Raw genomic sequence first — 14,757 nt, 5'->3', positions numbered from 1 at the left:
ATTTAAGGTTATGCTGCTTTTTTACTTTGGTATTTCATAACGGCTAAAGCAAAAAGTGCAGCGATGATTAAAATGCCTTGTGGAATTAATGTTTCTAGATAAGGATAAATGCCTAACCACGAAATTTCCGGTATGCCGTTCACTAAGGTTGGTTCAAATAATTTTCCTTCAATCAGCTCTAAGACAGATTTGCCGGCAAATACAAATGCCATTAGATACATAAATGTGCCGGTGAACATAAAAAACGGTTTAAGAGGAAGTTTCACCACGCTATAACGCATGATGAAATAGCAAATTGCCAGTAGCAATACACCGACAAGAAAACCGGCAAAAAGATAAGCTATACCGACCGCACTTTTTGCATCACTGGCAAGCGCGTAATAGAACAAGACAGTTTCCGCCCCTTCGCGATAAACCGCTAAAAAGCTGGTGAGCCATAAGCCTGCCAAAGAGCCTGCGGTTAATGCGGTGGAAAGTTTGCCTTCTAAATAACGTTTCCAATTTTGTGCTTCAACTTTAGAAAGAAGCCAGTAACTCATCATAAAAAGCATAACGACGGCAATCATCATTGTGAAACCTTCCAACAATTCTCGATTTTGACCGGAATTTTCAAAAATAAGTTGGAAAATAAAAGCAGTGATGACACTTGCTACAAGGGCAACATAAACGGATTGACGAATGGTTGGTAATTTATCCCGATGATTATTTTTGACGAGGTATGCCACAATAGCAGCGACAATGAGTAAGGCTTCCAAACCTTCGCGTAGAATGATTAACAGGCTGTATAAGAATAATGACCAATCACTTTGTTCTCCACCCTGTAACATATTGACGGCTTTGGATAAATTTTGGGCTAAGCCTTCTGCTTGGGGTTGTAATTTATCTCCTTGATTGGCTTTCATTAGGCTGACCATACGTGTGAAATAGCCTTCAATTTCTGCTTTGAAATTACTATCGCGAGAGCCGATTTTATTTTCCATTCCGCTGTTTTCAAATATATCAAAATAGGTGTCTTGTACAGAAAGAATGGCTTTTTTCTGTTCGCCTTTTTCATAAAGTGAAATAGCTTGTTGGATACCTTGATTGACTTGATCGGCAATTTTTTGCCAATCTTGTGACTGATTTTCTACTGATTGCACGTTATTATCCGGTTGATTCTGTTCTTCACGGGTGGTCGGCAATGCCGGTAGTAATTCTTCAATATCTTGTAGAAGATTCGTACTTTGATAGGCAATTTCTGTCATTTGATCCGCTTGTTCGCTTAAACGAATTAAATTATAGAATTGTTGATTAATCGCAGCGGATTGCTCGGAAGAACGGTGGGTGCGTACCGCCATTTCCATTTCTGAATTTTTATAGCCGTCATATTGTGCTTGTTGAAAGGATTGTTTGGCTTTGGCGAAATTGCCTTGTTCATAAGCCTCAATGGCTTGTGCCACTAAATCATCAATGGTTTTAAAATTCTGTTGCCAGTAAGGCAAAATCTGATCATTTTGATAGACGCTATGTTGGCTGTCAGCATTAAGTTGATGACCTTCTGCTAAAGCGGGTAATACCTCTTGCAATGCCTGTTTTAACCCGTTAATTTTGGCTTGAATTTCATCTAGGGGCTTACCTTCTCCAATCATTTTACGAATTTCGCCAAAAGTGGATTCCATTTGATAGCTTTTCTGAGCGGAAAAATTAATACGAATCGGGCCTTCTAAATTTTCAAAGACTTCAAAATACGCCATTTGTACTTCGGTTCGGGCATCATCAGGATTATTTTGTTGGAGGAGTGCGGTTGTTTTGTCTAACCGAGTTGTAATATCCGCTACCCATTGTTGATAGTTATCTTGTGCTAAAACGAGTTGAGAAAAGAAAAAAGTAAATAATACTGCGCAATAACGCACAACACGCAACATTGAAAGCTCCAAATGCAATTTATTATTATTTCTGCGTATTATCCTCTAATATGAAAAAATCTCAACTGTTATTTTGTGATGTAGGGCAAGTTTTGGGAAAAGGAAAACATAAAAAAATGCGGTCAAATTTGACCGCACTTTTATTGATCGATATTAGTTAAACATCGCAGAGATGGATTCTTCATTGCTGATACGACGAATCGATTCGGCCAGCATAGAAGAAAGGGTCAGCACACGTACTTTTCCAAGCGCTTTCATTTCGGCTGAAAGCGGGATCGTATCGGTGACGACAATTTCATCAATTGAGCCGCTTGCAAGGTTTTTTGCCGCCGCACCGGAGAAAACCGCATGGGTTGCATAAGCAAATACGCGTTTTGCACCACGTTCTTTGAGGGCTTCCGCCGCTTTGCATAATGTACCGCCGGTGTCGATCATATCATCTACAAGAATACAATCACGTCCCGCTACATCCCCAATGATATGCATAACTTGTGCGACATTAGCGTGTGGACGGCGTTTGTCAATGATCGCCATATCGGTATCGTTTAATAGTTTTGCTACCGCACGGGCACGTACCACGCCACCGATATCCGGGGAAACAACGATCGGATTTTCAAGATCGGTTTTTTTCAAAATATCATGAATGAGTACCGGTGAGCCGAATACGTTATCGACCGGCACATCAAAGAAACCTTGGATTTGTTCGGCATGGAGATCACAGGTTAGCACGCGATCGATACCGACAGTGGAAAGCATATCGGCGACAACTTTAGCGGTGATCGGTACACGGGCGGAACGGACGCGACGATCTTGGCGCGCATAGCCGAAATAAGGAATTACGGCAGTAATACGGCCTGCCGACGCACGACGTAAGGCATCCACTATGACGATTAATTCCATGAGATTATCGTTAGTCGGCGCACAGGTAGATTGAATAATAAATACATCCGCACCACGCACATTTTCGTTGATTTGAACTTGAATTTCGCCATCACTGAAACGACCAACTGTCGCATCACCAAGGGAAATATATAAACGTTCGGAAATACGTTTTGCAAGTTCAGGCGTTGCATTCCCTGCGAAGAGTTTAATGTCTGGCATTAGTTTATGACCTCAGGTTAGATTGTAGATGAATTAGGGAGATTGTGGCGTTTCAACAGTTGATGTAAAGGCGAAACATTGAGTCCTTTTGCTACAAAACCGAATAATTCTTTTGGTTTTTGTTGAAAGCATGCTTGAGCATCTGCTTCGTTGTCAAATTCAGCGAATACGCAAGCACCGGTTCCGGTTAATCTTGCCGGGGCATATTGTAGCAACCAGTTTAGGGCTTTTTCAACGTCTGAATAGTGATTTAGCACAATTTTTTGGCAATCGTTTTCGTAAGGCGAATCAAGCAGCACATCTAAAGTTTGTTTTGGGGTATGGCGTGGTAGATTCGGATCATTAAAAATGACCGCAGTGGAAATGGAACTTTCCGGTTTTAATACCACAAACCATTTTTCAGCAGGGGAGCAGTAAGTGATTTTTTCGCCTACGCCTTCCGCAAAAGCGGCATGACCATGGACAAAAATCGGGACGTCCGCACCCAGTCTTAACCCCAGTTCGGCAAGTTCATTAAGTGATAAATTGGCTTGCCACAGATAATTTAATGCAACTAATGTTGTTGCTGCATTAGACGAGCCGCCACCAACACCGCCGCCTATGGGAAGTATTTTCTCCAAACGAATGGTCGCGCCTTGTCGAATTTTTGCTTTCTCTTGTAATAATTTTGCCGCGCGATAAATCAGATTATCTTCTATTTTAAGGTTGGTGATATTCGGTGAAATTAAAATTTTGTTATCTTCTTCTCTAACCTTGATCTCAAGCCAATCGCCGAAATCAAGAAATTGGAACAGGGTTTGGAGTTCGTGATAACCGTTTGGTAGTTTACCGTTGATATAAAGGAATAAATTAAGTTTTGCAGGACTAGGAAAACGGCAGGGTTTTTCTAGTGAAGGTTGTGAAGAAAGTGCGGTCGAAAATTGATGCGTTTTCATTAAAATACCCACTCGTCCACGCGAATTTTGAGAGTCTGGGAGGTATTTTTATTTTTTAGTAGGATATTTTCCGGCATAGCATTTTCAGTATGGTAAGTTAAATAGTCAGCAGTCCAAATCGAACCGTCAAGGGGATAGTTGAACGCACCAAGTAAGTGATTCAGCCCGACTTTATAATCGTCGGAATTGACAGCAGGTTGTCCTTTTAGCCAATAAGCAAGGTGTTCTAAGGGAATATCCATACCGATCATCTCTTGTAGCAATAATTTTGCATTGCGTGCCGATTGTCGATTGCCATTGTTATCGGAAATCGTCATACCCTGCGGGCGCATTTCAAGAAGTAGGGTGGATTTGCTGATAAGAGAATACAATTTAAGCGTATAGAATTGTGGATGTTGGTATTGCCATTCAAAACGGCTGGAAAAACGCTCTGTCGGACTAATGTAACCGATTTGCCCTTTGGCACGATATTGTTGGATTTTTTCTATTTTTTGTAAATGTTGCAACCAAGCCGCATCGGTTTTATCAAGGTATTGTACATTGGTTGGACGCTCTGAATCCAATGTACAGGCGGTAAGAATTGTGGTGATAAAAAGTGCGGTTAAAAATTTTAATGTTTTCATAGGTTCTGTTTAGCCAAAAAACTGTGCTTATTGTAAGAGGTCGTTACTATTTAGTAAAGCCTGTTTTTATTGCGCTTGATAGGCTCTTTTCATCTCACTGATTATTTTGATCCGACGACGATTTAACTCATTCCGAATTTCTTGTTTTTCAAAACCGTCTGCGATCACCTGTTGCACATCCACTTTTTCAGCGGCTTTTAATAAGGCATTGATATAATCTCGTTGTGGATATTCTCGCATTTCAAAACCGGTTCTGCCTCGTGTATCGGCAAGGCAAACTAACAGAAATTCTTGGAAACGTTGTGGCTTACGCCATACATCAAAGCGATTGAATAATTTCATCACTGTTTCGGGGCGAAGTTCAAAAGCTTTGTGAATGTGTGTGTGATATTCACAAGTGAGTTCGGCAAGTTCTTGATAATAGTTTGATACTTTTAATCGTTTAGACAGATGACGGGTTGGCTTAATGCCCGCTTGTTCGTGACCGTAGTGGTGGGGAAGAATATCTTTGGGGGTAAGGGCTTTACCAAGATCATGACAAATCGCCGCAAAACGCACCGCACTTCGGTTGAGTTCAGGATGATTCTGTGTCAGTTTGACTGCCTGTTGCAATACCAACATGGTGTGAATAAAGCTGTCAATTTCCGGATGATGTTGTACCGGATTCGGTATGCCATAAAGTGCGTCAAGTTCAGGAAAAAGGGTACTCAAAGCACCAATTTTACGTAGCACTTCAAAATAAATCTCAGGGTGTTTTTCATTCAATGCCTTTTCTGTTTCTAACCAAACACGCTCAGCCGTTAGATGTGACAGTTCACCGCTTTGTGCCAGATTTTCCATTAATGACAGTGTTTCCGGTGCGATTTTAAACCCTAAATGATGGAAACGTGCGGCAAAACGGGCAACACGTAGCACCCGTAAAGGATCTTCTGCAAAAGCTGGGGAAACATGGCGTAAAATTCGATTATCTAAATCGTTTTTTCCGTGATAAGGATCATGAAGATTGCCTTTTTCATCAAGTGCCATCGCATTGATTGTAAGATCACGTCGAATGAGATCCTGTTCTAATGTTATGTTTGGCGAAAAATCACAAATAAACCCCGTATAGCCGTTACCGGATTTGCGTTCAGTGCGTGCAAGGGCATATTCTTCTTTGGTATCGGGATTAAGGAAAACCGGAAAATCTCTACCGACTTGTTGGTAGCCTTGAACTAATAGAGTTTCGGCGGTTGCACCAACAACAACCCAATCGCGATCTTTTACCGGTAAGCCTAATAATTGATCGCGAACCGCCCCGCCGACTAAATAAATTTCCATTGATCTCCCCTAAAAAAGAAACACCGAACATTTGCTCGGTGCGATTGATTATGCCCAGCCGTCACGGCGTTTACGTCTTGGTAAAATATGAGGAATAATTAAGCCAAGTAATAATCCGACACCAAGTACCGAACCGCCGTAAATGAACCATTGGATTGCAATTTCACGTTTGCTGACATCAAGCATGGCTTCTAAATCGCGATTTTTATTTTTGGTAATTTCTAACTCGCGTTTGAGCTGGGAATTCTGTTCCAATAATTCGCTGCTTTGTTGCTCGGACTGCTTGGTACGCCGCTGCATTTCTACGGTGCGTTGTTGCCAATCATTGTCTAAATGATTAAGTTTTAATGTTAATTCCTGAATTTGGGCTTTTAATTTTGGATTTTCAAGCTTGCTGCTTGGTGTATTGCTTAGTTCGGCAGTTAAAATCCAAGCCTCACGGTTTTTGCTGTCACGAATGAGACTATACTTGCCTTGTCGTTCTAATACATTTACTTGTTCACCGGCTTGAATCGCTCCGGCAATTTTAAATTGGTCGCCAGCACCGCGACGGAGATAAGTATTGAGGTTTTCTGTCACGTATTGGATTTCCGCGTAAGCAGAATTTACTACCGAACCGAGTAAAACGCTAGGGAGTAAAAATTGAGTCAGTATTGAGGAAATTTTTGGCATAGTTATCCTTTAATTATTTTAAGTCACTTTGCTACAGACCGTAATTAAGAAAGAAAGTGCGATTAAATTTAACCGCACTTTTTTTAATTAGTGAAAAATTGCCCGCAAGATATAAAAAATCATGATAGCAAAGAAAGCGCCTGCCGGTAGTGTGACGACCCATGAGCTAATGATATTGCGGATTACCGTCAAGTTTAAGGCTGCGATACCACGTGCAAAACCGATACCTAAGATTGCCCCAACAAGAGTTTGTGTTGTGGAGATCGGTAAACCTGTACCCGAAGCCACAACCACCGTCATCGCGGTGGCAAACTGAGCAGCAAAACCACGACTTGGGGTTAAATCGGTGATACCCGATCCTACTGTCGCCATCACTTTTTTCCCCATGGAAATTAACCCTACTGCGATACCTAGTGCACCCAGTGGCAGAATCCACCAAGCCAGAGTACCGCCCGAAACAATTTTGCCTCCTTCATCAACAATAGATACTACGGCTGAAAGCGGGCCAATCGCATTTGCTACATCATTAGAACCATGAGCAAACGCCATAGCGCAGGCGGTTAAGAGCATTAAAATACTAAATACTTTTTCGACCGCACCAAATGTGCCTTTTGTTGCAGATTGAGCGAAGGTTTTGCTGCGGAAATAGAAGTGAAAGAAAATCATCCCTATCAGGCTGATCGCAAATGAAATCACTAATGTTTCCCCGTTAGACAGGTGTAAGCCAACGTGTTTCAAACCTTTTTTCATTGTTACGATACAAAGCACAAAGATGGTGATACCCATATAGTAAGGGCCATATTTTTGGGCATTTTTCAGCGGTTGATCCGTATCAAAGATGAGCTTTTGTGTGCTGGCAAAAATGGCATAAGCCAAAATCCCTGCAATTACAGGTGTCACAAACCAACTTCCTACAATGCTACCGATTGTTGACCAATCCACCGAGCCGGGCCCGATCGTGATACAAGCAAAGCCAACAATTGCACCGATAATAGTATGTGTACCGGAAACCGGCCACCCCATTTTGGTTGCGATAAATAACCAAACACCGGAAGCAAAGAGGGCGGAAATCATGCCGAGCGCGAGAATTTCCGGTGTATCGACAAACTGCATAGGGTCAATCACACCACTTTTAATGGTTTCCGTGACTTCGCCACCGGCAAGATAAGCACCGGCAGATTCAAAAATTAATGCGATAATAATCGCTTGTTTTACTGTAATTGTGCCTGACCCTACAGAGGTCCCCATAGAATTCGATACATCATTAGCGCCAATACCAAACGCCATAAAAAAACCAAACACAGCGGTGATTAACACCAACCATGTACCATATTGATTAATTATTTCCATAGTCTTTTTCCTATGTATATTAGTTTTATGAACGCGCTAACATTAATTCAATACGTGAACCAACACGTTGTGCTTGGTCGGCAAGGACGCCTACCCATTCAATGATTTTATATAAGAACATCACATCAATCGGATTGTAACGGCTCTCGATGATGTAAAGCATCTTACGCAGTTTAATTTGCATTTGATCCGTATCGTCTTCAATACTGTCCAACTCTTGAATCATATTGTTCACTAATTGTAATTCACGACCTTTAAAGCCGGTTTCCAATAATTTATCCATTTCTTCAATCACCAAATGAGCTTGATGAATGGAATCTAAGCTGCGACGAACATAGTTCAAAAAATCTTCCTGCATTTCTTCAGGGATACTAAGCTGACGGCCAATCATACGACCGGCAATATCTTTAGCGAAGTTTGCGAGTTTGTCTTGTTGTGTGACCAACTCTAATAAATCGGTACGATCAATAGGTAAGAATAAACCGCGTGGCAATTTCAAACGGATTTCACGTTTGAGAGTATCAGCCTCACGTTCGCGTTGGGAAATTTCTAAACGCATATTTTCTGCATTTTCCCAGTCCTTTGAGAAAGTTTTTTCAAAAAAAGGAATTAAAAGATTGCAACATTCAGTGACTTTGTCCGAATGTTTTTGCAATGGTTTTAAAGGCGAGTGGGCAAATAATCCAAGGATATTATTCATTGCCATATCTCATTTACTCCATAATAGGGGGTTGAAATTCGTGCGCATATTACCTGATTTTTATTTGAAATAGAATTGATTTTAAGACAACAACCATCGCCATATTGGCTAAAGCTCAATTCTTGCACAGATTGTAATCTGACAAGAGTAAAGCTAAGGGCTAGCTTTAGGTTGAGATATATTTATACTGCTCGGAAATGAAAAAATTAGGCTGATTTTCACTCAATAAGTCAAAAGATTGGCTAACATTTTGAAATTTCGTTATGTTTTCGTTGAAAAGCGATAAGGCACAAAAACCTTGATTTATTTATATTTACTTGTATATTTAACCAGTTAAATTAATAAGGATTTATCCTCATGAACAATGAAATCGAACTCAAACTTGTTGTTTCAGCGGAAGCATTCAATTTATTGGAACAGCATCTCAAACAATTCACCTTATTGGAATATAAAAGATTTTTTCTTGGTAATACTTATTATGATTACCCTGATCATTTTCTTGCTAAACAGAAAATGGGCTTGCGTATTCGACAAGAAGATCAATGTTTTACATTAACGCTGAAAACCAATGGGAGAGTTGTCGGCGGTTTGCACGAGCGTCCGGAATATAATTTACCGTTGAAAGAAAAAGAAACGCCGACAAATGAACAGTTACGGAAACTGTACCACTTTGAGCAGTTACCCAATGCACCATTAAATGCCATATTCTCAACGGATTTTAATCGCACTTTATGGCTGATTGAATTTCGAGATTCCAAAATTGAGGTGGCTTTTGACCAGGGAGAAATTGTGAATGGCGATCGTTTACAACCGATTTGCGAAATTGAGTTTGAATTAAAAGAGGGGGAAATTGGCGATCTGTTTTATTTTGTTGAAGAATTGCCGATGTTAACCGATATGTATTTCAGCAGTGCCAGCAAGGCAAAACGGGGCTATCAATTAGGACATCTCCCTATAATGACCGATTGGTTAAATAAATGGCGTGATTTTTTAAGAGCGGAACGGGAAGAAAGTGCGGTTGATTTTCAGGCTAAATTTAATGCTGTACTGAAAATGGAACAAGAATTGGTGGAGGAAACCCTGTCATTGCCAAAATCGGTTTTTTGCCAAGATTTTATGAAAACTGTAGAACGTGTAGGCGCTTTTTTTAATTTATATCACTATTATGATGAAAATAAGGGATTGTTTGAGGCCGTCGTAAAAAGTAAAGGAGAAAACTTAACGGACGATAATATATTGCCGCAATTGTTAGAAAACAATCAGTATTTTCTTAATAAAATTCAGGCATTGATTCGTTTTCATAGCGAAACGAAAGATAATGAAAAAACCATTGAAAAACTCACCGCACTTTTTAAAAACCGTTTTTATGTTGAGAGAGTGGTGAAATTGATGAATCTCGCATTGTAAAAATTTAAGGGTGAAAGAATGGCAAAAGCGCCGAAAACAGCCTATGTATGTAATGATTGTGGTGCGGAGTTTCCCCGTTGGCAAGGGCAGTGTTCTGCCTGTAAAGCGTGGAATACGATTAGCGAAGTGCGGTTGATTTCCGCCACAAAACCAAAAAATGATCGTTTCAGCGGTTATGCAGGTGAAACGCAGGCAAAAATTCAAACGCTGTCAGAAATTAGTTTACAGGAAACGCCCCGTTTCAGCAGTGGCTTTAAAGAGCTTGATCGCGTGCTGGGCGGAGGCATTGTACCGGGAAGTGCGATTTTGATCGGCGGTCATCCCGGTGCGGGAAAAAGTACCTTGTTGTTGCAAGTGATGTGCGGTTTGGCACAAAAAATGACCGCACTTTATGTCACAGGGGAAGAATCTTTACAGCAGGTGGCAATGCGGGCGAACCGTCTTGGTTTACCGAACGATCAACTGAATATGCTTTCTGAAACTTCAGTAGAGCAAATCTGTAATTTGGCGGATCAACTCAAACCGCAAATTATCGTGATTGATTCTATCCAAGTGATGCATTTAGCGGATATTCAATCTTCGCCCGGTAGTGTGGCGCAAGTGCGGGAATGCGCCTCTTTTTTGACACGTTATGCGAAAACCCGTCAAGTGGCGATTATTATGGTGGGGCACGTCACCAAAGACGGCACCCTTGCCGGCCCGAAAGTGTTGGAACACGCGATTGATTGTTCCCTACTTTTGGAAGGGGAGGCGGATTCCCGTTATCGTACTTTACGTAGCCATAAAAACCGCTTTGGTGCGGTAAATGAACTTGGCGTATTCGGTATGACAGAACAAGGTTTACGTGAGGTCAAAAATCCTTCCGCCATTTTTTTAAGCCGTGGAGACGAGCAAACGCCGGGTAGTTCGGTGATGGTGTTATGGGAAGGTACACGCCCGCTTTTGGTTGAAATTCAAGCCTTAGTGGATCATTCTATGTTGTCAAATCCACGTCGTGTGGCGGTGGGGTTAGAGCAAAATCGTTTAGCATTATTGCTTGCGGTATTGCATCGCCACGGCGGTTTGCAAATGGCGGATCAAGATGTATTCGTGAATGTTGTAGGCGGGGTAAAGGTTACGGAAACCAGTGCGGATCTTGCCTTGCTTCTGGCGTTAATTTCCAGTTTTCGCAACCGTCCCTTACCGCAAGATTTAGTGATCTTTGGTGAGGTGGGGCTTGCCGGCGAAATTCGTCCGGTACCGAGCGGGCAGGAACGCATTAGTGAAGCGGCAAAACACGGTTTTAAACGTGCTATTGTTCCTTTTGGGAATAAACCGAAAAGTGCGGTCGAAAATATGCAAGTTTTTACCGTGAAAAAATTGGCGGACGCATTAGACGTGTTGGATAATTTCTAGAAATTCATTGTCATACTGAAAACCTCGGCAAAATTCGCTAAAATACGCCTGTGTAAAAATGGATAGTAAACAAAATGGAAAAGAAATTAAACAAAGCGTTAGATGCGATCGATATTAAAATCCTCAATGAATTGCAACGTAATGGCAAAATTTCAAATATTGATCTTTCCAAAAAAGTCGGTTTATCTCCGACACCTTGTTTAGAGCGGGTAAAACGTTTGGAAAAGCAGGGGGTGATTATGGGCTATCGTGCTTTGCTGAACCCCGAATTACTTGATGCCCCGCTTTTAGTGATTGTTGAAATTACGCTTGTACGGGGCAAGCCCGATGTATTTGAAGAATTTAACGAGGCGATTCAAGCTCTTGATGAAATCCAAGAATGCCATTTGGTGTCGGGCGATTTTGATTATCTGTTAAAAACGCGAGTGGCGGATATGGCGGCTTATCGTAAATTGCTCGGTACAACCTTACTTCGTTTGCCGGGAGTGAATGACACACGTACCTATGTTGTCATGGAAGAAGTTAAACAAACCAATTATCTAGTTTTAAAATAAAAATGATTAAACGAATTACTGAACGTTTCACCCCTAAACAATACTTGGGTGAATTAATCTTGGGATTGACCGCACTTTTCGGGTTATATTTGATTGTGGCGTGGTCAAGCTACACACCATTGGATAATTCTTGGTCAACCGCCAGTTTTCAGAGTGAAACAATTAATAAGGCGGGGGCTTTCGGGGCGTGGATAATTGATGCCCTCTTTGTTTTTTTGGGTTACGTAGGGCATTTACTGCCTTTTCTGATCTTTTTCGTACCGGTATTTCTACTAAAAACAAAAGCTGTCCGTTCGCTATCAATCACGAAAATTGTGTTGCGTAGTTTTGGTTTCGTTACATTATTAATTGGCTTAACCATTATGGCAACCTTGCTGCTTTCCAATACCAATTATTACTTATCCGGCGGTGTATTAGGCGGTAGTCTGGTGATTTCGCTTTATCCGACTTTAGGAAAATTCGGCTGTATTCTTGGCGGTTTCGGACTAGCTATTCTGGGCTTTATTTTTTGCTCAGGCGCTTCATTAATTCGCTTGATCGGGCGTTTTTATAATTGGCTCACGATGAAAAATGACGCTCAACAAGAGCTAGAGCAATCGTCAGAATCTGTTGAAGAACTAGAACAAATTGTGATTCGTAAGCCATTGAGTTTGGTTAAAGAAGATAACAAATTGTCGGAAGAAGCAGAGAAAAAAGATGAAAATCAACCTTTTAAAGAAACAGAAACTGATACAAATGTAGAAAATCCTCTGGTTCAACCGGAAAAACTGATCAATATTCGAGGATTATCACCGTCTTTGGATATGTCTTCCCAACATCAAAAATCAATATCTGAATTTGACGAAAAATTTGATGGTTTTAAAACGGAAAATTTAGATGAATTGCCAAAAGTCACCATTTCCGAGCCGGAAAATATGTCAAGACAATCGGATTTTATGATGTCGTGGGAACAGGGGAATAAACAGACGGAAGAAAATTCACAAAGTGAAGATGATTTTACTTTAGATAAACCCGCTATTCCAAAAGTGACGCTAGCACCAATGAAGCAAGCGATTTCATTGGAGGCTGAATCGGCTCGGTATCCCGATGTGGTAGAAAACAATCGTTTGGAAGATGATTTATCCCGTCAATTTGCCGAACAGGAAAAACAACGCTTGGCAGAGATGGAAGCCCGTGCTAAAGCGCTAAATGCCGAAGAGGCGTTACAAGTGATTTTGGCGGAATCTGACGCGCCAATTTATAAACCCTATGGCGACTCTTTGGTTCATCCGGCGTTTCAGCAACCCACCACAAAACGGGAAAAACCGAGTACGCCATTACCAAGTTTAGCATTATTGGAACATCGACCGACCCAAGCTCAGGATATCACCCGTGAGGAAATTCATGATACGTCGCAACGTATTGAACAACAGCTGCGGAACTTTAATGTAAAAGCAGTGGTGAAAGATGTACTGGTCGGGCCGGTGGTAACGCGTTACGAGCTTGAATTACAACCGGGGGTGAAAGCCTCAAAAGTAACAAATATTGATACGGATTTAGCACGTGCGTTGATGTTCCGTTCTATTCGGGTGGCGGAAGTGATTCCGGGCAAACCTTATATCGGTATTGAAACGCCGAATGCGCATCGTCAAATCGTACCGTTACGTGATGTGTTGGATAGCAACGAATTTCGTGATTCTAAAGCACTTTTACCGATGGCATTGGGGAAAGATATTAGTGGTAAACCTGTTGTCGTGGATTTGGCAAAAATGCCTCATTTACTGGTGGCCGGTTCAACGGGTTCCGGTAAATCGGTTGGCGTGAATACCATGATTTTAAGTTTGCTTTTCCGTGTCCAACCGGAAGAAGTGAAATTTATCATGATTGACCCGAAAGTTGTGGAGCTTTCCGTCTATAACGATATTCCGCATTTGCTCACACCGGTTGTCACCGATATGAAAAAAGCGGCGAATGCACTGCGTTGGTGTGTCGATGAAATGGAGCGCCGCTATCAATTGCTTTCAGCCCTTCGGGTACGGAATATTGAAGGCTTTAATGAAAAAATTGATGAATATGAAGGCATGGGAATGCCGATTCCGAATCCAATTTGGAAACCGGGCGATACTATGGATCAAATGCCGCCGGCACTGAAAAAATTAAGCTATATCGTTGTGATCGTTGATGAGTTTGCCGATCTGATGATGGTTGCGGGTAAACAAATTGAAGAATTAATCGCTCGTTTAGCCCAAAAAGCACGGGCAATTGGGATTCACTTGATTTTGGCAACACAACGTCCGTCAGTAGATGTGATCACCGGATTAATTAAAGCGAATGTGCCGAGCCGTATTGCCTTTACCGTGGCAAGTAAAATTGACTCTCGCACCATTTTGGATCAAGGGGGAGCCGAAGCCTTATTGGGGCGTGGCGATATGCTTTATTCAGGGCAGGGCTCTTCGGATCTGATTCGTGTACATGGTGCTTTTATGAGTGATGATGAAGTGGTACGTATCGCCGATGATTGGCGGGCACGGGGTAAACCGGATTATATTGATGGCATTTTAGAGAGTGCCGATGACGAAGAAACGGCTGAAAAATCAGTGGGAAACAGTGGCGAGTTAGATCCGCTATTTGATGAAGTGATGGAGTTTGTCCTCACAACAGGCACCACTTCCGTATCTGCCCTTCAACGTAAATTCAGCGTAGGCTTTAACCGTGCCGCCAGAATTATGGATCAAATGGAAGAACAAGGTATTGTGAGCGCTATGCAAAACGGAAAACGTGAGATTCTTGCGCGTCGTCCGGATTATTAATTGCTACTTT

Annotated in this window: 12 protein-coding genes; 4 read left to right on the top strand and 8 right to left on the bottom strand. The window is 41.6% G+C overall.

The genetic code is table 11. The features are described from left to right. Window positions 1-8: 8 nt before the first annotated feature. The 8 genes from PNEUHYL_RS00375 to PNEUHYL_RS00340 form a co-directional block, all read right to left on the bottom strand. On the bottom strand, window positions 9-1,904 hold the full coding sequence (locus PNEUHYL_RS00375) for an FTR1 family protein (RefSeq protein WP_059365295.1): 1,896 nt from the start codon (window positions 1,902-1,904) through the stop codon (window positions 9-11). A 153-nt stretch (window positions 1,905-2,057) separates the two neighbouring features. Next, complete coding sequence (locus PNEUHYL_RS00370) at window positions 2,058-3,005, bottom strand: ribose-phosphate pyrophosphokinase (RefSeq protein WP_059365294.1); 948 nt, start codon at window positions 3,003-3,005, stop codon at window positions 2,058-2,060. 17 nt (window positions 3,006-3,022) lie between these two features. Then, on the bottom strand, window positions 3,023-3,940 hold the full coding sequence (gene ispE / locus PNEUHYL_RS00365) for a 4-(cytidine 5'-diphospho)-2-C-methyl-D-erythritol kinase (protein ID WP_059365293.1): 918 nt from the start codon (window positions 3,938-3,940) through the stop codon (window positions 3,023-3,025). Beyond that, window positions 3,940-4,563 (bottom strand): lipoprotein insertase outer membrane protein LolB, encoded by a 624-nt coding sequence (lolB, locus tag PNEUHYL_RS00360; protein WP_059365292.1) that lies wholly within the window; start codon window positions 4,561-4,563, stop codon window positions 3,940-3,942. The genes ispE and lolB overlap by 1 nt, the downstream gene beginning before the upstream one ends. Before the next feature lie 66 nt (window positions 4,564-4,629). Next, complete coding sequence (locus tag PNEUHYL_RS00355) at window positions 4,630-5,880, bottom strand: multifunctional CCA addition/repair protein (protein ID WP_059365291.1); 1,251 nt, start codon at window positions 5,878-5,880, stop codon at window positions 4,630-4,632. Window positions 5,881-5,928: 48 nt separating this feature from the next. After that, window positions 5,929-6,552, bottom strand: a complete 624-nt coding sequence (locus PNEUHYL_RS00350; RefSeq protein ID WP_059365290.1) for a TIGR04211 family SH3 domain-containing protein — start codon at window positions 6,550-6,552, stop codon at window positions 5,929-5,931. 87 nt (window positions 6,553-6,639) lie between these two features. Then, window positions 6,640-7,902, bottom strand: a complete 1,263-nt coding sequence (locus PNEUHYL_RS00345; protein ID WP_059365289.1) for an inorganic phosphate transporter — start codon at window positions 7,900-7,902, stop codon at window positions 6,640-6,642. Window positions 7,903-7,927: 25 nt separating this feature from the next. Next, window positions 7,928-8,608 (bottom strand): TIGR00153 family protein, encoded by a 681-nt coding sequence (locus PNEUHYL_RS00340; protein WP_059365288.1) that lies wholly within the window; start codon window positions 8,606-8,608, stop codon window positions 7,928-7,930. Between the two features lie 351 nt (window positions 8,609-8,959). Between PNEUHYL_RS00340 and PNEUHYL_RS00335 the strand changes: the two genes are divergently transcribed. From PNEUHYL_RS00335 to PNEUHYL_RS00320, 4 genes are all read left to right on the top strand, one after another. Further along, the gene (locus tag PNEUHYL_RS00335; protein ID WP_059365287.1) at window positions 8,960-10,009 is read left to right on the top strand and encodes a CYTH domain-containing protein; all 1,050 of its coding nucleotides are present in this window, start codon (window positions 8,960-8,962) and stop codon (window positions 10,007-10,009) included. An 18-nt stretch (window positions 10,010-10,027) separates the two neighbouring features. Further along, window positions 10,028-11,404 carry a DNA repair protein RadA gene (gene radA / locus PNEUHYL_RS00330; protein ID WP_059365286.1) on the top strand — a complete coding sequence of 459 codons (1,377 nt, stop codon included), beginning with the start codon at window positions 10,028-10,030 and terminating at the stop codon, window positions 11,402-11,404. Window positions 11,405-11,478: 74 nt separating this feature from the next. Continuing rightward, window positions 11,479-11,958: a leucine-responsive transcriptional regulator Lrp gene (gene lrp, locus PNEUHYL_RS00325; RefSeq protein ID WP_059365285.1), complete on the top strand. Its 480-nt coding sequence runs from the start codon at window positions 11,479-11,481 to the stop codon at window positions 11,956-11,958. 2 nt (window positions 11,959-11,960) lie between these two features. Further along, window positions 11,961-14,747 (top strand): DNA translocase FtsK, encoded by a 2,787-nt coding sequence (locus PNEUHYL_RS00320; protein WP_059365284.1) that lies wholly within the window; start codon window positions 11,961-11,963, stop codon window positions 14,745-14,747. Window positions 14,748-14,757: the final 10 nt, after the last annotated feature.

The organism is Rodentibacter caecimuris (assembly GCF_001019715.1).
In the GTDB taxonomy this organism is placed as follows: domain Bacteria; phylum Pseudomonadota; class Gammaproteobacteria; order Enterobacterales; family Pasteurellaceae; genus Rodentibacter; species Rodentibacter caecimuris.
The sequence above is the reverse complement of the archived record's forward strand: the minus strand, read 5'-3'. Positions and strand labels throughout refer to the sequence as shown.